General features: G+C 38.1%; 19 protein-coding genes and 2 pseudogenes. All 21 read left to right on the forward strand.

The annotated features are described in order from the left end of the window. Window positions 1–3 precede the first annotated feature (3 nt). The 21 genes and pseudogenes from INR75_RS12810 (at window position 4) to INR75_RS12895 (ending at window position 17,952) form a co-directional block, all read left to right on the forward strand. Window positions 4–372, forward strand: a complete 369-nt coding sequence (locus INR75_RS12810; RefSeq protein WP_133548493.1) for a DUF3347 domain-containing protein — start codon at window positions 4–6, stop codon at window positions 370–372. 30 nt (window positions 373–402) lie between these two features. Then, the gene (locus tag INR75_RS12815; RefSeq protein WP_133548494.1) at window positions 403–576 is read left to right on the forward strand and encodes a DUF3347 domain-containing protein; all 174 of its coding nucleotides are present in this window, start codon (window positions 403–405) and stop codon (window positions 574–576) included. A 107-nt stretch (window positions 577–683) separates the two neighbouring features. Then, entirely contained in the window at window positions 684–1,199 is a 516-nt protein-coding gene (locus tag INR75_RS12820; RefSeq protein WP_243729642.1) for an AraC family transcriptional regulator, read from the forward strand. A 77-nt stretch (window positions 1,200–1,276) separates the two neighbouring features. Further along, on the forward strand, window positions 1,277–2,284 hold the full coding sequence (locus INR75_RS12825; RefSeq protein WP_133548496.1) for a potassium channel family protein: 1,008 nt from the start codon (window positions 1,277–1,279) through the stop codon (window positions 2,282–2,284). 113 nt (window positions 2,285–2,397) lie between these two features. Then, window positions 2,398–2,718 (forward strand): four-helix bundle copper-binding protein, encoded by a 321-nt coding sequence (locus INR75_RS12830; RefSeq protein ID WP_034892172.1) that lies wholly within the window; start codon window positions 2,398–2,400, stop codon window positions 2,716–2,718. A 335-nt stretch (window positions 2,719–3,053) separates the two neighbouring features. Next, window positions 3,054–3,218 carry a hypothetical protein gene (locus tag INR75_RS12835; protein WP_166636578.1) on the forward strand — a complete coding sequence of 55 codons (165 nt, stop codon included), beginning with the start codon at window positions 3,054–3,056 and terminating at the stop codon, window positions 3,216–3,218. 647 nt (window positions 3,219–3,865) lie between these two features. Further along, the gene (locus tag INR75_RS20630; protein WP_339654132.1) at window positions 3,866–4,045 is read left to right on the forward strand and encodes an AraC family transcriptional regulator; all 180 of its coding nucleotides are present in this window, start codon (window positions 3,866–3,868) and stop codon (window positions 4,043–4,045) included. A gap of 119 nt (window positions 4,046–4,164) precedes the next feature. Further along, a pseudogene (locus tag INR75_RS12840) lies at window positions 4,165–4,399 on the forward strand (ArsR family transcriptional regulator); the annotation flags it as partial. Between the two features lie 93 nt (window positions 4,400–4,492). Next, a complete protein-coding gene (locus tag INR75_RS20485) occupies window positions 4,493–4,678 on the forward strand; it encodes a GDCCVxC domain-containing (seleno)protein (protein ID WP_093302947.1) in 186 nt (61 codons plus the stop codon). Window positions 4,679–4,754: 76 nt separating this feature from the next. Then, window positions 4,755–5,072, forward strand: coding sequence for a DUF6660 family protein (locus INR75_RS12845; RefSeq protein WP_243729645.1), 318 nt, complete (start codon window positions 4,755–4,757; stop codon window positions 5,070–5,072). A 138-nt stretch (window positions 5,073–5,210) separates the two neighbouring features. Next, window positions 5,211–8,305: pseudogene (locus tag INR75_RS12850) on the forward strand (efflux RND transporter permease subunit); the annotation flags it as partial. Between the two features lie 225 nt (window positions 8,306–8,530). Then, window positions 8,531–9,643 carry a TolC family protein gene (locus tag INR75_RS20490; RefSeq protein ID WP_255584707.1) on the forward strand — a complete coding sequence of 371 codons (1,113 nt, stop codon included), beginning with the start codon at window positions 8,531–8,533 and terminating at the stop codon, window positions 9,641–9,643. A gap of 22 nt (window positions 9,644–9,665) precedes the next feature. After that, window positions 9,666–10,916 (forward strand): efflux RND transporter periplasmic adaptor subunit, encoded by a 1,251-nt coding sequence (locus INR75_RS12855; protein WP_243729709.1) that lies wholly within the window; start codon window positions 9,666–9,668, stop codon window positions 10,914–10,916. Between the two features lie 96 nt (window positions 10,917–11,012). Then, window positions 11,013–11,369 carry a P-II family nitrogen regulator gene (locus tag INR75_RS12860; protein ID WP_133549898.1) on the forward strand — a complete coding sequence of 119 codons (357 nt, stop codon included), beginning with the start codon at window positions 11,013–11,015 and terminating at the stop codon, window positions 11,367–11,369. Next, the gene (locus tag INR75_RS12865) at window positions 11,362–11,778 is read left to right on the forward strand and encodes a Fur family transcriptional regulator (protein WP_037322438.1); all 417 of its coding nucleotides are present in this window, start codon (window positions 11,362–11,364) and stop codon (window positions 11,776–11,778) included. Before INR75_RS12860 ends, INR75_RS12865 begins: the two co-directional genes overlap by 8 nt. A 77-nt stretch (window positions 11,779–11,855) precedes the next feature. Then, window positions 11,856–12,488 carry a cation transporter gene (locus tag INR75_RS12870; protein WP_037321285.1) on the forward strand — a complete coding sequence of 211 codons (633 nt, stop codon included), beginning with the start codon at window positions 11,856–11,858 and terminating at the stop codon, window positions 12,486–12,488. A 15-nt stretch (window positions 12,489–12,503) separates the two neighbouring features. Continuing rightward, window positions 12,504–12,854, forward strand: a complete 351-nt coding sequence (locus INR75_RS12875; protein ID WP_231563351.1) for an STAS/SEC14 domain-containing protein — start codon at window positions 12,504–12,506, stop codon at window positions 12,852–12,854. Window positions 12,855–12,866: 12 nt separating this feature from the next. Beyond that, the gene (locus INR75_RS12880; protein ID WP_133549896.1) at window positions 12,867–15,413 is read left to right on the forward strand and encodes a heavy metal translocating P-type ATPase; all 2,547 of its coding nucleotides are present in this window, start codon (window positions 12,867–12,869) and stop codon (window positions 15,411–15,413) included. Continuing rightward, window positions 15,410–16,201, forward strand: a complete 792-nt coding sequence (locus tag INR75_RS12885) for a cation transporter (RefSeq protein ID WP_208109662.1) — start codon at window positions 15,410–15,412, stop codon at window positions 16,199–16,201. The genes INR75_RS12880 and INR75_RS12885 overlap by 4 nt, the downstream gene beginning before the upstream one ends. 27 nt (window positions 16,202–16,228) lie before the next feature. Further along, window positions 16,229–16,729 (forward strand): hypothetical protein, encoded by a 501-nt coding sequence (locus INR75_RS12890; protein ID WP_243729708.1) that lies wholly within the window; start codon window positions 16,229–16,231, stop codon window positions 16,727–16,729. Beyond that, a complete protein-coding gene (locus INR75_RS12895) occupies window positions 16,660–17,952 on the forward strand; it encodes an efflux RND transporter permease subunit (protein ID WP_243729707.1) in 1,293 nt (430 codons plus the stop codon). Before INR75_RS12890 ends, INR75_RS12895 begins: the two co-directional genes overlap by 70 nt. The last annotated feature ends 37 nt before the right edge of the window (window positions 17,953–17,989 follow it).

Genomic DNA, 17,989 nt, shown 5'->3' on the forward strand with positions numbered 1-17,989 from the left:
AAAATGAAAAAAATATTTAGAAGCATAACAGTTTTAAGTCTCATTGCTGGAAGTTTAGCGATATTTTCTTGTAAAAATGACGGAAACACAAAGGATGCCCCAAAGCCAATGCAAAATGAAATGCACCAGCCAAACATTGATGAAAATGCTGAAGCAAAAGGCTATGAGGATGAAGGATTGCAAGCTGAATTTAAGGATAAAAAAACCTCTGATGTCTATAACCTCTATATAGATATTAAAGATGCGTTTGTAAATACCAATTCCCAAGCCGCTAGTGAAAAAGCAGCAGAACTTGCAAAAACCGCAGCCAATAAGAAAGGTATAGTGGCTATGGCAAATGAAATTGCAGAAAACGGTAATATAAATAAGTAGCGGGAAGCTTTTTCTAAACTTACAGAAGCTATGGAACCTGTTTTAAGGAATGCATTAGCCTCTGGAGAAATCTATAAGCAATACTGCCCCATGGCTTTTGAAGGAAAAGGAGACTATTGGTATTCAAATTCAAAAGATATTTTTAACCCATATTACGGAAATAAAATGTTAAAATGTGGCAGAGTTGAAGAAACAATTAAATAAGCTGTAAGAATAATTTGCTTGGTTTTCGGGCCTTGCAGGTTGCTCAAAAGTTTTGAATGAAAGTAAAAAAATTGTACATAAAAAATGTGGTGTGCCAAAGGTGCATTATGGCCGTAAAGGAAATTTTTAATAATTTGAATATTCCTTTTTCCGCGGTAAACCTTGGTGAGGCAATTTTAGAAAGAAAGCTTTCTGCTGTTGAGAAAGAGAAACTACAAACAGAATTTGAAAAATTAGGGTTCGATATCATTGAAAACCGTAATGAAAAATTAATTAACAAGATAAAATCTTTAATTATTAAAGAGGTTTATTCAGAAGGCACTTCAAACGATAAACTATCAACTATGCTTAATTCACACCTGCACCTTAATTATGGCCATATAACCCACATCTTTACAGATAGAGAGGGACAGAGTATTCAGCAGTTTTACAACTCGGTTCGAATTGAACGCGTAAAAGAGCTTTTAAATTACGATGATTGGAGTATCGTGATGATTGCAGATAATCTTGGGTATTCTTCAGCCGCCTATCTTTCAACTTCATTTAAAAAAGCAACGGGACTTTCCCCTTCAGGTTACAGGAAGTTACAAGTAAAAGACCGGAAAAGCCTTGATATGATCTAAGTTTTCCTTGGTATGGAAGTTTAACCAGGTTAGCTGCTCAAGAGACTACTTAGGTCAAATAAACTAAAGCATACAATATGAACATTCTTTCAATTCTAGGCATACTTATTTATCTATTAATTGTGTTAGATGTTATTCAAACAACTCTTTCCTTACAGGGTGGGGGGTGGTTGACCAGCCGGTTTTCCCATTTTTTCTGGAAAGGATTTTTAAATATTTCTGGCAAAGACGGAAGTTCAAAATTTTTGAGTCATGCAGGTTATATCCTGCTTATTGCAATTGTAATAATTTGGGTCTTTGCCCTGTGGAGTAGTATGGTTTTGATCTTATATTCCAATCCTGGATCAATAATTCAAAGTTCCACCAAGACCACTGCAGGATTATTGGAGGTAATATATTATAGCGGTTTTACCCTCTCCACCCTGGGCGTTGGTGATTTTATAGCTGCAGGAAATTATTGGAGGCTACTAACCACTATTTATTCCTTTACAGGTCTTATTCTTCTTACTATGTCGGTAACTTATTTTATTCCCGTTCTTTCAGCAGTTATAGACCAACAAAAATTGGGGATAAAACTTAGTACCTTAGGAAGCACACCGCAAGAAATTGTACTTAATTCCTGGAATAAAAAAGACTTTTCAAGACTGACGAATAAAATTGATGATATATCCGACTCTATTATTAAATACAGCCAGCATCATAGAACATATCCGGTTATTCATTATTTCCACAACCCAAATCAAAGTAACAATGTAGTTTTGCAACTGGCGCGCCTATACGAGGCATTAGTTATCCTTACCCATAAAATAAAAAAGGAAAAACAGCCCCCCTTAGAAGATATTCGGCCTTTGATTGTAGCTTTTGAAAATTATTTTAAAATTATATCTGAAGTTACCCATATCAATATTAAAGAAAAAAATACTGCAAAAATTTCGGTTGCAATTTTGCAGGAACACGGCTTGGTGTCTACCACTATAGAACAAAAAGATATAGAAGAAAAATTTATGAAAAAACGTAGATTTTTCAAGACCTTATTATTGCAGGATGGCTGGAAATGGACACAATTAGAAGAAAAAAAGCCTTAAAATTTTAAGGACTTTGTTAAATACCTTTAAAATTGAAAGATCTTAGCATAATTTTAAAACCCACTTTGGTTTTTAGTTTATAATTTCGACATAAACCATTAAAAATCAATATTATGAGAAATGAAAAATTAATTAATGCACTTGGAAATTGTATTAACCATTGCAATTATTGTGCTGATGCCTGTCTTGATGAAGACAATGTAAAGATGATGAAAGATTGCATTAGAATTGACAGGGTATGTGCTGAAGCCTGTGCTGCTTTAAATCAAATTTTAGCCACGAGTTATAGCGATGTGAATGCCCTGGTTGAATATTGTAAAAAGGTATGTCAGGATTGTGCAGATGAATGCGATAAGCATGATCATCAACACTGCAAGGATTGTGCGCAGGCTTGTAGAGAATGTGTAGAAGCTTGTGAAGCTTATCTGGCTTAATTGTAACTGGGACCCGGTTTAGGCCGGGTTTTTATTTACGATTTAGCAGGCTATGTTAGTTTTTGAACCTATTTGAAAACTACCTCAATGTTTTTGAGGTCGCAACTGGTCAATTGCCAGTTTGATGCTCTTAATCTATAATATTTTGTGCTTTCGCAGTCCTTAAAAACTACTCTTTCCTTTCACTTTCATATATGCGTTTAAAGTAATTTCAGGGCGGTTTTTTGCCTGAGGTTACTTAATAAAATTAGGACGATCATATCTTTTGATTCTTAGCTAATTATAAGAAATAACTCTTAACTGGACAATTTTACCAATCATATAAATATAATATAATGAGTGCAAATAGAAGAGATAGAAGAAAAAATAAAAACCGGAAAAAGACAAAATACAAGAAAGATACTATTTCTAAAAAAGATAAAATTTATGGTATTCTTGCTTTGGTTATTTTATTTTTCGCAGCCTTATTTGCTGCCATTTCTTTTGCTTTTATGGCTTAGAGTATATATTTAAAACCTAAATTATGATTAATACTCTTTATCGAGTTATCAATTTAAGTTCCATTTTAAATGACCAGAATAATGCGGGTACTTCTAAATAATTTAAGATGTTTGGGCCTAATGAATTTACCTTAAAGACATATTTATATTATATTATGCCACTAATCCACGAATACTTTCTACAATTTATTGGTGGATTCGTGGCTCCTTTGCGCATTTTTGGGCAGACTAAGAATATTCTATGGTCCCGGTAATTAACTTTATAACTCCAACTCTTTATATTAAAAATATGGTGTGTGCACGCTGTATAAGCTCAGTCGCGTTTATCTTAGATAAGTTGAAAATTTCTTACAGTGTCATCAAACTGGGTGAAGTATATTTAGAATAAGAATTAAATGAACAAACAAAAACCTTTTGAAAAAAGAACTTCGGAATTCTGGTTTTAGTCTAAAAACCGATCGAAAAAGTCAACTCATTGAACAAATGAAAAGCCTGGTAGTGGAAAAAATTCACCACTCCAATAAGTTACTCGATATAAAATGGCCAGAATTTATAAGTGAAAAATTACATCTTAACTATAAGTACCTTAGCTCTTTTTTTCTGCTGTAGAAGGCATAGCATTTGAGTTATACATCATCAACCAGAAAATTGAATGTGTTAAAGAATTCATTGATTATTATAAATTGACTTTAAGTGAGATAGTTTTTAAACTAGATTATAGTAGCGTTGCCTATTTAAGCAATCAGTTCAAAAAAGTAATGGGAATAGCACCCACGCAGTTTAAGAAATCTGTGGACAAACACCGAAAGTCATTGGATGAGATTTGATTAAAGGATTTTAAAAACCAAGGATTGTTTAAAAGTTTACAGTTATTTGCATTATTATTCAAGTATTTTGTTAAATCATACGATAAATATATAATTGTTGTTACTTTGAGTAAAAAAAGATGAGCCTAGAAATAACTTCTCCACGGAATGAAGGGGACAAGAAGCAAATATCGTCTTCCAAGGAAACAATATAATAATTCGGACGGCTTTAAGGCAATAAGCAAAATTCTGTCTCTTGCGGAAAGCGGGGTACGACTGAAAATCCTATTCCTGTTGAACATAGAGAATGAATTGTGCCCTTGCGATATAGCTGACATTCTTAAAATGAGTGTTCCCGCCGTATCTCAGAATATCTGTCTTGACACTAATTGCTGGAACAAGCGATATGGAAATTTAGCAAACAAATAACACAACACGTTATAAGGTAACGGACAAAAGAAAAAGTTAATGGAAACTACTATATTAAAATCAGAAATCACCTATCCTGAATGTGGGCAAAAAAAGAGAAGTAATGTTAGTAGAATCTTGCCAATTTTTTACGAGGGTGGGAATTGTAAAACGGTTTTAAAACCAAAAGGAGGTATTTGTTGTGTTTACTGTTCATACCGAACTGAATCTTGCCCACCAATTTAAAAAAATAATAGAGGCTGATGGTTTACTTTGCATACCCTGTGCATGCATATTTAATTATCTTTGTAATGTGAAAATAATGGCACTCATATTATCGCTTTATGTACTCGGGCTTAATTTATTAGCCTGTAATGATAATGATACTTCACAATTGAATTCTGATTCAGAAGTAACAGTGATTGCTGCCCAGGATTTAGATTTCGACCATTCACATGATAAAGTAGTGGATTTATGCCCTCCTTTTTGTAGTTGTCATTGCTGCCATGTGCATACAGTAGATTTTGGTTCTTCAAATTTCAAAGCTTTGATTGCGGAAATTCCATCAAAAGCTTTTCTTCATTTTGATAGTTCAGTGGAAGAACCTATACTTTCCTTTTTAGATCCTCCAAAAGTTTAATTCAGTTTTTTTAAAGGATAATTATATCCTTTTTTGACCAAATCCTGGTTCTCATACTAGATCCTTGGTCATATTGATAGATTTTGTTAGGCACAAAATTATTATCAAGAATTTTAACTGAATTAAATTTTTATTTATATGATTAATAAGATAATCGCATTTTCCATTAATAATAAATTTATTATTGGACTACTTACCTTAGCGCTGATAGGGACGGGTATTTGGTCCATGATGACCGTCAACCTGGGATCGGTGCCAGATATTACTAACAATCAGGTTCAGGTGATCACCCAGTCGCCAAATCTTGCCACAGAAGATATTGAACAATTTGTAACCTATCCCGTAGAACTTTCGATGGGTAATTTACCTGGAGTTACAGAGATTCGCTCTATTTCACGGTTTGGACTTTCGGTAGTTACTATTGTTTTTAAAGATGATATGGGAACTTATCTCCCTCGTCAACTAGTACAGGAAAAACTTAATGAATTGGGAGAAACCATTCCCGATAAATTTGGAAGTCCTGCTATGGGACCTATTTCAACCGGATTGGGTCAAATTTATGAGTATACCATAAAGCCAAAGGAGGGATACGAAACTGAATATTCTCCCATGGAACTACGAACTATTCAGGACTGGATAATCAAGCGACAACTTACCTTGCTGGAAGGTGTGGTGGAAGTAAATTCTTTTGGAGGCTCCATAAAACAATATGAGGTAGCAATCAATCCTGAGAAATTAAACAGTATGGGTATAAGTATCTCTGAGGTTTATGAGGCGCTGGCCCGAAACAATGTGAATACCGGTGGAGCTTATATTGAGAAAAATAAAATGTCAAATTTTATTAGAGGTGAAGGTTTAATCCGTTCACTGGAGGATATAAGGAAAATTGCTATTACTACCGAAAATTCTATTCCGATAACTATTGGAGATGTTGCGGAAGATGTTCAGTTTGGAAATCAGGTACGCTACGGAGCTTTCACTCAAGACGGAGAGGAAGCCGTAGGCGGGATAATAATGATGTTAAAAGGCGCCAATCCCAATGCCGTAATTCAGGATGTTAAAGATAGGATGGCAGAAGTTGAAAAGTCACTTCCTGAAGGTTTGACCATAGAGCCAATTATTGATCGGAGTGAATTAATAGCACGAACAACCGATACTGTTAAAACAAATTTACTGGAAGGTGCATTGATAGTGATTTTTGCCCTGGTATTGTTATTAGGTAGTCTAAGAGGTGGACTTATTACTGCTACCACTATTCCCTTATCACTGCTTTTTGCTTTTATTTTAATGAAACAATTCAATGTCTGGGCCAATCTAATGAGTTTGGGCGCTATTGACTTTGGAATCATTATAGACGGTGCAGTGATTATCATCGAGGGAACCGTGTATGAAATACAAAAACGGATAAGATCTGGCAAGGTGAAATTCAATCAGGCTAAAATGGATGAAGTAGCCTATGATGCTGGGAGCACGATGATGAGTTCCGCATTTTTTGGACAGATTATAATTCTTATTGTATTCACGCCTATACTTTTTCTTACGGGGGTAGAAGGTAAAATGTTTAAGCCGATGGCGTACACTTTCGGTTTTGCCATGATAGGTGCTATTTTCTTATGCCTTACCTATGTCCCTATGATGTCTGCCCTATTTATGAAACCCATTCAGAATAAAAAGAACTGGTTTGGAAGGTTTGAACGCTGGCTGGAAAGGATAAGTGATAAGATAATTGGTGGAATACAAAGGGTATATATGCCTTTACTGAAAGGGGCATTAAAACTGAAGCTCATTGTTGTAGGTGCTGCTGCTGTTCTACTTGTATTAGCCGGTTTCCTTTTTTCCAGAATGGGAGGAGAATTTGTGCCTCAACTGATGAAGGGGATATCGCCATGCAGGCTTTAATCAGACCAGGAAGTTCATTAACAGAGTCTATTGAAGTTTCCAAAAAAATAGAAAATATCCTTCTAGAAAATTTTCCTGAAATTAAAACAGCAACAGCAAGAATTGGAGTAGCGGACATCCCAACAGATCCAATGCCGATGGATATAGCAGATATGTACCTGATTCTTGAAAAGGATAAGGATAATTGGACAACCGCTGAAACTAAAGAAGGACTTATAGCGCAAATCAAGGAAAAACTCAATAAAGAACTTACTGGGGTAAACCTTGTGTTTACGCAACCTGTAGAATTAAGGTTCAACGAATTATTAGAGGGGGTTAGAGAAGATATTGCGGTTAAACTATATGGAGAGGACCTGGGGGTGTTGTCGGAAAAGGTACAGGAAATGGCCAGTATTATCCAAACCGTGCCTGGTGCAGGAGACGTAAACGCGGAGCGAACATCAGGCCTCCCACAAATGACCGTTAAATTTAACCGTGATAAAATTGCGCAATATGGACTGGATATCCAAAAAGCCAATGATTACATAAGTACAGCTTTTGCAGGAGGAACAGCCGGAGTCATTTTTGAAGGAGAAAAACGATTTGATCTGGTAGTAAGATTTGATGAAGATCATAGAAAGAATATTGATGATTTGCGTGGTATGTATATCGATCTTCCAGACGGAACTCAGGTGCCTATAAAAGAAATAGCAGATATTGAGTATGTTCCGGGGCCTATGCAAATTTCAAGAGATGATACCTACAGAAGAACCTATGTGGGTGTAAACGCCCGGGGAAGGGATGTAGAGTCTGTGGTGAACGACATTCAGCAAAAATTAGATGAGGAATTAGAATTGCCACCAGGTTATTATATTACTTATGGAGGGGAGTTCGAAAACCTTCAGAGTGCCAAAGACCGATTAGTGATTGTGGTACCGATAGCCTTATTCCTGATTTTCGTGCTTCTATATTTTGCCTTAAAATCTTTTTCCCAATCTATCATGATCTATATGGCGATACCATTGGCTGCTATCGGAGGTGTTTTTGCCCTTTGGTTAAGAGGTATGCCATTTAGCATTTCCGCAGGTGTAGGCTTCATTGTTCTGTTTGGTGTTGCAGTTTTAAACGGACTGGTACTAATAAATAGATTCAATTCTTTAAAAGAAGAAGGAGTAACCAGTATAAGAGATAGAATTTTTACAGGAACCAAAGAACGAATACGACCTATTATGTTAACAGCAACAACAGATATTTTCGGTTTTTTACCAATGGCATTTTCCACATCTGCCGGTGCAGAAGTTCAACAACCACTTGCTACAGTTGTTATAGGTGGTATGCTTACGGCTACCTTGCTTACGCTGGTGGTTCTTCCTGTCCTTTATACATTTGTAGAGAAGAGACGGGAGAAAAAGGAACAGAACAAGCTTGGTTCTTCCAATTCACGATCTTTAGCTACGATTTTGATAATTGGCTTTGTTTTAGGCGGAACCTTTTCTGTAAATGCACAATCTGATGCAATGTCATCTGAATATTCACAACAGGATTCTTTACAAACTATTAGTTTGCAAGAGGCTAAAGAAATGGCAATCCAAAACTTTCCGCAATTAAAAGCTGCTCAACTTGAAATTGAAAGTGAGGAAGTATTGCGTAAAACCGCCTATGATTTTGGAAATACCCAAATCTTTACAGGAAAAGAAGAAGTAGGAAATGGCTCTAATGGGGTCTATACTCAAATTGGCGTCCAACAGCAAGGCATTGATATTTTTGGAATTGCCCCCCGGTTAAAATTGCAGAAAGAAAGGGTTGCCCTTGCTGAAAGTGCCTTAGAGTTATCTACTATTGAAATTGAACGTGAAGTAAGCAGGGCCTGGGCCTCGGTTTATACAACTAAAAGGACATTCCAGGTTTATAGAAAAATGGATTCAATTTTTGAAGATATTGAAAGGGCTGCAAGAATCAGGTATGAAACAGAGGCCACCTCCAAATTGGAATATCTTGCTACCTCCAACCAGGCGAACGAGGTTAAAATACAGCTGGAACAATCGTACCGAGATTACCTGAAATCAATACAGCGTTTAAACCTATGGTTCGTTAGTGACACAATCTATGATGTACCAGATTTGCCTGTTGAAACTTTAGACGAACCTTTAAACTTTCTGGTAGAGTCGCTTGAAAATCATCCGTTGCTACAGGTTTCGGAACAAAGGATAGATGTTGCCAAAGCGGCTACCAGAGAACGAAAATCTGAATTTTTGCCCAAATTTCAGGGTCAGTACGGTAGGCAGGAAATAGCCGGGCAATCGGGTTTCTTCCAATATCAAATAGGAATTCAAATTCCGCTGTTTTTTGGGCCGGAATTAGGCCGTACACAGGAAGCACAAGTAAATAGACAGATTGCAGAGCAAAACTTTTATCAGGATAAAATCGAACTGGAAACCGCCTATAAAAATATGCGTGAAGACTATATCAAATGGAGAAACTCATGGAATTATTATAGGGATGAAGCACTTCCTTTAGCACAGGAACAACAGGAAGGGTCAGTATTAGCATTTAAAGAGGGAGCTATAGATTATATAACTTTCCTTCAAAATATAAGAGATGCCATTAGAATTGAGGTAAATGCCTGGAGTGCTTTTAATGATTATCTCGACAGCCGTTACCAACTGGAATATTACCTTAAGAATTCAAATTAAAAATTAAAATAAGAAAATCGATATGAATACAAGATCAATAAATATTTTAATGCTTGCCTTAACGCTCAGCATATTCTTTGGATGTAAAGAAAATCCTGAGGAAGGGGATGACGCTTCCAGTGAAACTGCAACTACTAATACCGAAGAAGGTGAAAATCACGGTGAGGAAGGAGATGAAGAACACGGTGAAGAAGAAGGTGGGATGCGTTCGGTACATCTTTCAGAAATGAAATTCAATAGTCTGGGGATTAAAGTAGATACCTTACCTAAAAAAGCTTTGTCCGGTATTGTGGAAGCCAATGGCCAGTTAGAAGTGCCGCCACAATATGAGGCTACCGTGACGGCAGTTTTAGGCGGTAATATAACTTCTATAAAGGTTATTGAGGGGGATAAGGTAAATAAAGGTCAGGTACTGGCTTATCTTTCTCACCCAAATTTAACCAGAATGCAGTCTGATTATATTAATGCATATAGCAGGATGCAATTTTTGGAAAAGGAATTTGAAAGACAGAAACGTTTATATGAAGCAGAGGTAGGATCTGGAAAATCTTTTCAACAAACCCAGGCAGATTACCAGTCTGTACAAGGTGAAGTGCGGGGGTACGAATCGCAATTGCGCCAGTTAAACCTAAATGCTTCCCAGGTTAGAGACGGTGAATTATATGAATATATTCCGGTAGTAAGCCCAATTGGAGGTTATATAGAAAAAGTACTGGTGCAGATAGGACAGTATGTGGAGCCGCAAACCAGCATGTTTATGGTAGTTGATAATGAACATGTTCATGCCGATCTAATGGTTTTTGAAAAAGATATTTATAAGGTGAAAGAAGGCCAAAAGATTGAGTTTACACTGGAATCGGTTCCAGGCAGTAATTTAACCGGGGAAATTTATTCAGTGGGGAAACAATTTGAACAAAACCCCAAAGCGGTACATGTGCATGCAGAAATCGATAATAAAGAAGATTTTCTAATTCCGGGGATGTATATAAACGGAAAAATCAGGACCGGTGAAGAAGCTGTTCCTGCCTTACCGGAAGAAGCAATAATTGAAGAAGAAGGAAATCCTTACATCTTTACGGCCCAAAAACACCAGGAAGATGGTGAAACCGAATGGGAATTGAAACCAGTGCAGGTTAGAACGGGAATAAATGAAGATGGTTGGGTTGAAATTAAACTGCTGGAGCCTCTGCCTGAAGGTACGTTGGTTGCCTATAATAATGCCTATTATCTGGTTTCTGAAATGCAGAAAAGCCAGACTTCCCATGGTCATTAAATTAAAAAAATTAGATGGATGGACTCTCTGTTAAATGTTTGTCTTAATTAAAATTCCAGAGGGTTCATCCTTAATACTAAAATTAATATTACAGCAATGAAAGAAATAAAAGCATTTATAAAACCGAAACGAGTTCAAAATGTAATTGAAGCTCTTAGTGAAAGCGGATTTAAAAGTATGACCCTTTCCCAGGGAGAAGGGACCGGAGCATTTAAAGCAAAAGGCGCATCGCCTTCTTTGGATTTCCGTGTAACCGACAGCCCGGTGGTAAAGTTAGAACTGGTATGTCAAAATGAAGAAGCACAATCAGCAATCGATATTATACTTGAGAATTCAAAAACAACTGAACCCGGTGATGGAATTATTTATCTTTCAGATATTGAAGATGCCTTCCGAATAAAAACCGGAGAATCTTTGAATCGATCTGGATTAAATAATGATGGAAATGAGTGATATCGAAAAAAATTTAGAGGCACACGAAGTTCGGCCAACAGCCATGCGTATCCTGATCTATAAATTTATGGCCAAAAAAGACAGGGCTGTAACCCTTACCGAAATTGAGAATGCTTTTGGAAAAGCAGACCGGGCTACATTATCTCGAACAATACGCACATTTGAAGCAAATGACATTGTGCATCAAATAGATGATGGCACAGGCATACCAAAATATGCGCTCTGTGAAAGTGATTGTAATTGCGAAGTAGAACAGGACTTACACATCCACTTTCATTGCAATAATTGTGATGAAACTGTTTGTTTGACCGATCATAAGATTCCACATATTAACCTGCCAGAGGGATATATGGCAGAAAATGTAAACCTGGTAGTAAAGGGAATATGTGAGAAATGTAGTGGTGTTTAATTTTTGAAGAGCAAGGAAGCATATAAAAAAGAGGTGAAAATGGAACTATATAGTATGGAGATTACCAAAATCAGTTTATGGAAACGGAAAGAAAAAACGATTTAAAAAAGGCAAGAACGCTTCAAATATGGAATGTCATTTATGATACCATTGAAGTAATAGTATCTCTAATTGCAGGAATAACTGCCAATAGTTCTGCTCTTATAGGATGGGCACTGGACAGTACAATAGAAGTGATAAGTGCGGCCACTTTAGGCTGGCGGCTGCATGGCGAGCTCAAGGGCATTGACGAAGAAAAAGTCAAAAAACGCAAGAAGATCACCCTTTATGTAATTGCAGTATCATTTACCTTGGTCTGCATATTCATCTCGTATGATTCAATCACAAAACTCCTTAGTCAGGAAACTGCAAGTTGGAGTACTATGGGATTAATCATTTTAATTATTTCTCTAATTATCAATCCCATTCTTATCTATTTCAAAAGAAAATATGGACATAAGCTGGACAGCCCAGCTTTACTTGCCGATGCCAAGGATACCTTTATCTGCCTATACCAAACCGTAGTTGTTCTTGCCGGTTTACTATTGGTTAACTGGCTGGGCTGGTGGTGGGCAGATCCTGTCGCGGCACTGCTCATTGTACCTTATGCAGCAAAGGAAGGTTGGGAAGCCTATACTAAAGGAAGAGAAATCAAGTATAACATCACTTAAAAGACAGACATAACTATGATCCATATAACCAAAACAGAAAAAAGCAATTTGATACCCGCTACTATCTATGGTAAGATCACTAAGGAGGATGCAGAAAAAATTAATCCCTTGATACATAATATTGTTAAAAATGGGGATAATGTGGATTTCTTTTTTGAGCTGGTTAATTTTAAGGGTTATAATCTCAAAGGCTTGTGGGAAGATTTAAAGGTTGATGCAGCTCATATTTCCAATTATGGAAAAATGGCATTTGTGGGTGCGAAAGAATGGCAGCAATGGGCTGTTGGAGCTACTAACTTTTTTACTGCTCGGAAGTTAAATATTTCGACCTTACCGAAAAGGAAGAGGCTAACAGATGGATTTTAAACCAATAGGGATATGAAAAAATTACAACTGAAAATTCCGGTATTGCTACCTCAGGTGCCGAATGAAAAAGATACCTGTGTACAAAGACTTATTAATGATCTAGAAGCCGAAGAAGGACTTGAGAGGGTTCATATAGCAGATGAAAAGGAAGATTCGGTTCCACTTCTTTGTTTTCATTATGATCCTGACGTTATCTCTATTGATCGCATTCAATCTTTGGCAGAAAGGACAGGAGCAAAAATTACAGAGAAATATGGACATCTTCTTATAGAAGTCGATGGAATTAGACATACCCGACATGCAAGGACTATAGAAAAGAGTCTGCTGAATATCAAAGGTGTGTTGGAAGCTTCTGCCAATGCGGGAGGAATGATCCGTTTAGAATATGATAAACATAAGACCACTTTTAATGAGATAATCACAAAGCTTGAAAAAGAAAACTTACAAGTCAAGAAAAGCTCCTCTTTTCGTGAAAATGGCTTTAATTCTTCAGAAAAAACTTCTGATGAATTAAATAAAGGAAATAAGATGAGTCAGGAACAACAGCATGAAGATAAGGATGTCCAGAATCAAAAAGAAGCTGATAGCCACGGTGCCGGCGAAGAACATTCCCACTCCCACGGAGGTATTTTTGGGAAAAATACAGAGCTTATTTTTGCTATCATTTGTGGTGTTTTATTGGGAATAGGTTTTGGATTATCCTTTGTAGAATCAGTTCCGCAATGGGTGAGCCTTGCACTTTATATTGGAGCCTATTTCTTTGGGGGCTTTTATACCGCGAAAGAAGCTGTGGAAACTGTAGCCAAAGGCGGATTTGAGATTGACTTTCTAATGCTGGTTGCAGCTATTGGAGCAGCTATTTTGGGCGAATGGGCTGAAGGTGCCTTGTTACTATTTCTTTTTAGTCTTGGGCACGCATTGGAACATTATGCAATGAACAAAGCACGAAAATCTATAGCCGCATTGGCAGAGCTGGCACCAAAAACAGCCCTGCTCAAAAAAGATGGTAAGACGGAAGAAATTGGTATCGAAAAGTTGAGTATTGGCGATATCATTGTAGTGAAACCAAATAGTAAAATATCAGCAGATGGCGTGGTGGTAGATGGGCAGAGTAGTGTAAACCAGGCTCCAATAACCGGGGAGAGTGTCCCGGTAGATAAAGTTCCCGTGGAAGACATCGAAAAGGATTATTCTACGGAAGATGATATCAAGGATGAAAACCGGGTTTTTGCAGGTACAATTAACGGTAACAACACCCTTGAAATAAAGGTAATCAAAGCAGCCAAAGATTCAACGCTTTCCCGATTGTTGCAACTAGTCAACGAAGCGCAGACCCAAAAATCACCAACCCAGTTGCTTACCGATAGGTTCGAAAAATATTTTGTGCCCTCAGTCCTTATTTTGGTCGGGATTCTTTTGTTCGCTTTTTTAGTTATTGACGAACCTTTTAGCGCCAGCTTTTACAGGGCCATGGCGGTACTGGTAGCTGCAAGTCCCTGTGCATTGGCAATCTCGACCCCCAGTGCTGTATTGAGTGGTGTGGCCAGGGCCGCCCGCGGTGGGGTATTAATCAAAGGAGGCCGCCCACTGGAAGATCTTGGAGAACTGACCGCTCTTGCCTTCGATAAGACCGGAACTCTAACGGAAGGAAAGCCAAAACTTACTCAAGTAGTAGCCCTTGGGGATATTTCAGACAATGAACTTCTCAAGATAGTAGTAGCCGTGGAAAGTTTAAGTGATCATCCCCTGGCAAAAGCTGTAGTTCGTGATGGAAAGGAGCGTCTGGAAGGTGAGGAAATCCCGGATGCTTCCAATCTGGAAGCCGTGTTAGGGAAAGGTATTAAAGCAACATTAGGAAATGATAAGATCTATGTTGGGAACCTCGATCTGTACGAAGGGCTTGATGAGAGTACACCTTCCGACAAAATAACTACGAAAGTGCGTGGTCTTGAAGGTGGTGGAAATACAACGATGCTTATTCGGAAAAATAAAGAATATATAGGCATCATCGCCTTAATGGATACCCCACGGGAGGCAGCAAAAAAGACCCTTTCTGAATTAAAGGAAATAGGTATTAAACGAATGATCATGCTTACTGGTGATAACCAGAAGGTAGCAGACGCAGTAGCAGAAGAAATAGGATTGACTGATGCCTGGGGTAGTTTATTGCCAGAAGAAAAGGTAGAAGCAATTAAAAAACTGAAAGAGAAAGAATCTAAAGTAGCAATGGTAGGCGATGGTGTTAATGATGCGCCTGCCATGGCAAATAGCACCGTAGGAATCGCTATGGGCGCTGCGGGAAGTGATGTCGCCTTAGAAACCGCTGATATTGCTCTTATGGCCGATAAATTGGAAACCCTTCCCTTTGCAATAGGATTGAGTAGACAATCTAAATCTATTATCAAGCAGAACCTTTGGGTAAGTTTGGGAATTGTGGCTTTGCTTATCCCAGCAACAATTTTTGGTTTTGCAAATATTGGAGTAGCGGTAGTTATACACGAAGGTTCCACACTCCTTGTAGTATTTAATGCATTAAGACTTTTAGCTTATAAAAAATGAAAAAAAGCACCTTTATAGTCAGTCAAATGGACTGCCCTTCCGAGGAGCAGATGATCAGGATGAAATTGGAAACTTTTGAACAGATAAAATATCTCGACTTTGATATTCCCAATAGGAAATTGGAAGTATATCACGTTAACGGTATCAAAGCGATACAAATATCTATAGCCAGCTTAAAACTTGGAGATTCCTTTGAGGGCACCACAGAAGCCGAACCACCCGTAATGGAAGACCAATCCAAACAAAAAAGAATCCTTTGGTGGGTTTTGGGCATCAACTTTAGCTTTTTTGTTATTGAAATGACCACCGGTTGGATATCTGGCTCAATGGGACTTATCGCCGACTCGCTTGATATGCTGGCAGATTCGATAGTTTATGCACTAAGCTTATTTGCAGTGGGAGGTGCTGTTTCAAGAAAAAAGAAAGTCGCAAAATTTAGCGGCTATTTTCAAATGTTTTTAGCGACTCTGGGATTCGTAGAAGTCTTACGCAGGTTTCTTATGAGTAGTGAAACTCCCTTATTTCAATGGATGATTATAATTTCTTTTTTAGCACTTGCCGGAAACTTAATCTCATTATGGCTAATCAACAAGGCTAAAAGTAACGAAGTCCACATGCAAGCTAGTGCCATTTTTACTTCAAATGATATTATCGTGAACGGCGGTGTAATTTTGGCGGGAGTTTTGGTTTATTTTTTAGGAAGTAAATGGCCAGATTTGATCATTGGAGGTATTGTCTTCACATTTGTGATGCGTGGGGCGATTAAAATATTGAAGCTTTCACGATGAGAGTAATATAAAAAAAGAACGATAAAAATGAATGTCTGGTTGTGGGTAGGCGTTTTAATACTTGCGGCGTGGGCTGCTCATTGGGGGGCTGATCAACTTCTAACCCCCTTAAAAATGCTTCGTAAACAGTGGGGTCTGACGGCTTCTGCCGGAGCCGCTTTTCTTGCAATTGTAACGGCAAGTCCCGAAGTGGCAATAAATATTACTAGCGCCGCCCGTGGTGTATCTGATATCGGGTTGGGAAATTTGCTGGGTTCCAATATAATTTCCATCCCACTCATGGTAACCATTGCCTATTTCGCTTCCAGAAAGAAATTTAAAAACAACAAGGAGCATCAAAAACATTTGGATGCCAACCTGCTGGCTCTAAACAAACGTTCCGTTGCGGTATTATCTATACCCTACCTGGTAATTATCGCTTTAGTGGCTATACTAACACTACCAAAAGCATGCTTGAAATGGCTGAAGTGGATGTGGTTACCAGAAGGACTGGTAGGGCTGAACTGGACGAGCATGCCCAGGGAGTAAATGCCGCCGAGATCGATGTACCATTCACCCTGGAAGATAAATCGAAGGAGGAGTTTTTTGAAGAGGTACGGAAGAAATTAAGTATCGTTCCGGGGGTTAATATTACGCTGGGGCAGCCCATTGCTCACCGTATCGATCATATGCTTTCAGGTACGAGAGCCAATATCGCAATTAAGATCTTTGGACCCGATCTTCAACAGCTATATGAAATAGGTAAAAACGTGGAGGAGAATATTACTCCTATCGATGGGCTTGCCGATGTAGCTGTTGATCAGCAGATCGAAGTACCACAGATCAAGATAAGCCCAAAACGACAGATCCTTTCAGCTTATGGAATGACCGTAGGACAGTTAATGGAGCAGGTAGATATCGCCTTTGCCGGTCACGAAGTTGGTGAGATTTATGAAGGTCAGAAGTATTTTGACCTGGTGGTGCGTTATAAGGAGGATGTTAGAAACAGCATTGAAAAAATCAGAACTGCCTTGATAGGATTGCCAAATGGTTCACAGGTTCCATTGGAACAGCTCGCTAGTGTTTCTTCTGTAAGCAGTCCTAATACCATTAGCCGGGAAGATGTGCAAAGGAAAATCGTTGTTGCTGCCAATGTGCAGGGTCGGGATTTAAGAAGTGCGGTGGAAGAGATCCAGGTAACCGTGAATTCTTCAGTGACTATTCCCGAAGGTTACAGGGTACAATATAGCGGACAATTTGAAAGTGAATCCAGAGCTTCACAAATGCTGTTGATCACTGCCATTATTGCAATCTTCGTGATTTTCCTCCTGTTGTATTTTGAATTCAACAATGTGAAACTCGCTTTTGTTGTGCTTATCAATTTACCCCTGGCTTTGATTGGTGGAATCTTAATCGTATACTTTACTTCAGGAATTGTAAGTATAGCTTCCACGATAGGTTTTATCAGTTTATTTGGGATCGCGACACGAAACGGAATTCTGCTGGTTTCGAGATATGAAGATCTACGGAAGGAAGGCCTTAGGGGTTATGAGCTCATTAAATCTGGTGCGCTCGACAGGTTAAATCCAATTCTGATGACCGCGTTTACCACAGGACTGGCACTTATTCCGCTAGCTTTAAAAGGAGGCGAACCGGGAAGTGAGATTCAAAGCCCAATGGCGGTGGTGATACTTGGAGGATTGCTCTCAGCAACGGTACTAAACCTGGTTGTGATACCTTGTGTGTATGAATTAGTTACGAGGGAAGATTAATTCATTTCTAAAATTTTAAAAAAAATTGGCGGGCTCG

Origin of the sequence: Zunongwangia sp. SCSIO 43204, assembly GCF_019904275.1 — a bacterium.
Lineage (GTDB): Bacteria > Bacteroidota > Bacteroidia > Flavobacteriales > Flavobacteriaceae > Zunongwangia > Zunongwangia mangrovi.

Excerpts from the sequence above, each read along its gene's own strand:
- INR75_RS12865 (WP_037322438.1), top strand. The coding sequence starts at position 11,362 with ATGAGTGATATCGAAAAAAATTTAGAGGCACACGAAGTTCGGCCAACA.
- INR75_RS12870 (WP_037321285.1), top strand. The coding sequence starts at position 11,856 with ATGGAAACGGAAAGAAAAAACGATTTAAAAAAGGCAAGAACGCTTCAA.
- INR75_RS12890 (WP_243729708.1), top strand. The coding sequence starts at position 16,229 with ATGAATGTCTGGTTGTGGGTAGGCGTTTTAATACTTGCGGCGTGGGCT.
- INR75_RS20485 (WP_093302947.1), top strand. The coding sequence starts at position 4,493 with ATGGAAACTACTATATTAAAATCAGAAATCACCTATCCTGAATGTGGG.
- INR75_RS12820 (WP_243729642.1), top strand. The coding sequence starts at position 684 with ATGGCCGTAAAGGAAATTTTTAATAATTTGAATATTCCTTTTTCCGCG.
- INR75_RS12825 (WP_133548496.1), top strand. The coding sequence starts at position 1,277 with ATGAACATTCTTTCAATTCTAGGCATACTTATTTATCTATTAATTGTG.
- INR75_RS12880 (WP_133549896.1), top strand. The coding sequence starts at position 12,867 with ATGAAAAAATTACAACTGAAAATTCCGGTATTGCTACCTCAGGTGCCG.
- INR75_RS12835 (WP_166636578.1), top strand. The coding sequence starts at position 3,054 with ATGAGTGCAAATAGAAGAGATAGAAGAAAAAATAAAAACCGGAAAAAG.
- INR75_RS12885 (WP_208109662.1), top strand. The coding sequence starts at position 15,410 with ATGAAAAAAAGCACCTTTATAGTCAGTCAAATGGACTGCCCTTCCGAG.
- INR75_RS12845 (WP_243729645.1), top strand. The coding sequence starts at position 4,755 with ATGGCACTCATATTATCGCTTTATGTACTCGGGCTTAATTTATTAGCC.
- INR75_RS12810 (WP_133548493.1), top strand. The coding sequence starts at position 4 with ATGAAAAAAATATTTAGAAGCATAACAGTTTTAAGTCTCATTGCTGGA.
- INR75_RS20490 (WP_255584707.1), top strand. The coding sequence starts at position 8,531 with ATGGCAATCCAAAACTTTCCGCAATTAAAAGCTGCTCAACTTGAAATT.
- INR75_RS12830 (WP_034892172.1), top strand. The coding sequence starts at position 2,398 with ATGAGAAATGAAAAATTAATTAATGCACTTGGAAATTGTATTAACCAT.
- INR75_RS12860 (WP_133549898.1), top strand. The coding sequence starts at position 11,013 with ATGAAAGAAATAAAAGCATTTATAAAACCGAAACGAGTTCAAAATGTA.
- INR75_RS12815 (WP_133548494.1), top strand. The coding sequence starts at position 403 with ATGGAACCTGTTTTAAGGAATGCATTAGCCTCTGGAGAAATCTATAAG.
- INR75_RS12855 (WP_243729709.1), top strand. The coding sequence starts at position 9,666 with ATGAATACAAGATCAATAAATATTTTAATGCTTGCCTTAACGCTCAGC.
- INR75_RS12895 (WP_243729707.1), top strand. The coding sequence starts at position 16,660 with ATGGCTGAAGTGGATGTGGTTACCAGAAGGACTGGTAGGGCTGAACTG.
- INR75_RS12875 (WP_231563351.1), top strand. The coding sequence starts at position 12,504 with ATGATCCATATAACCAAAACAGAAAAAAGCAATTTGATACCCGCTACT.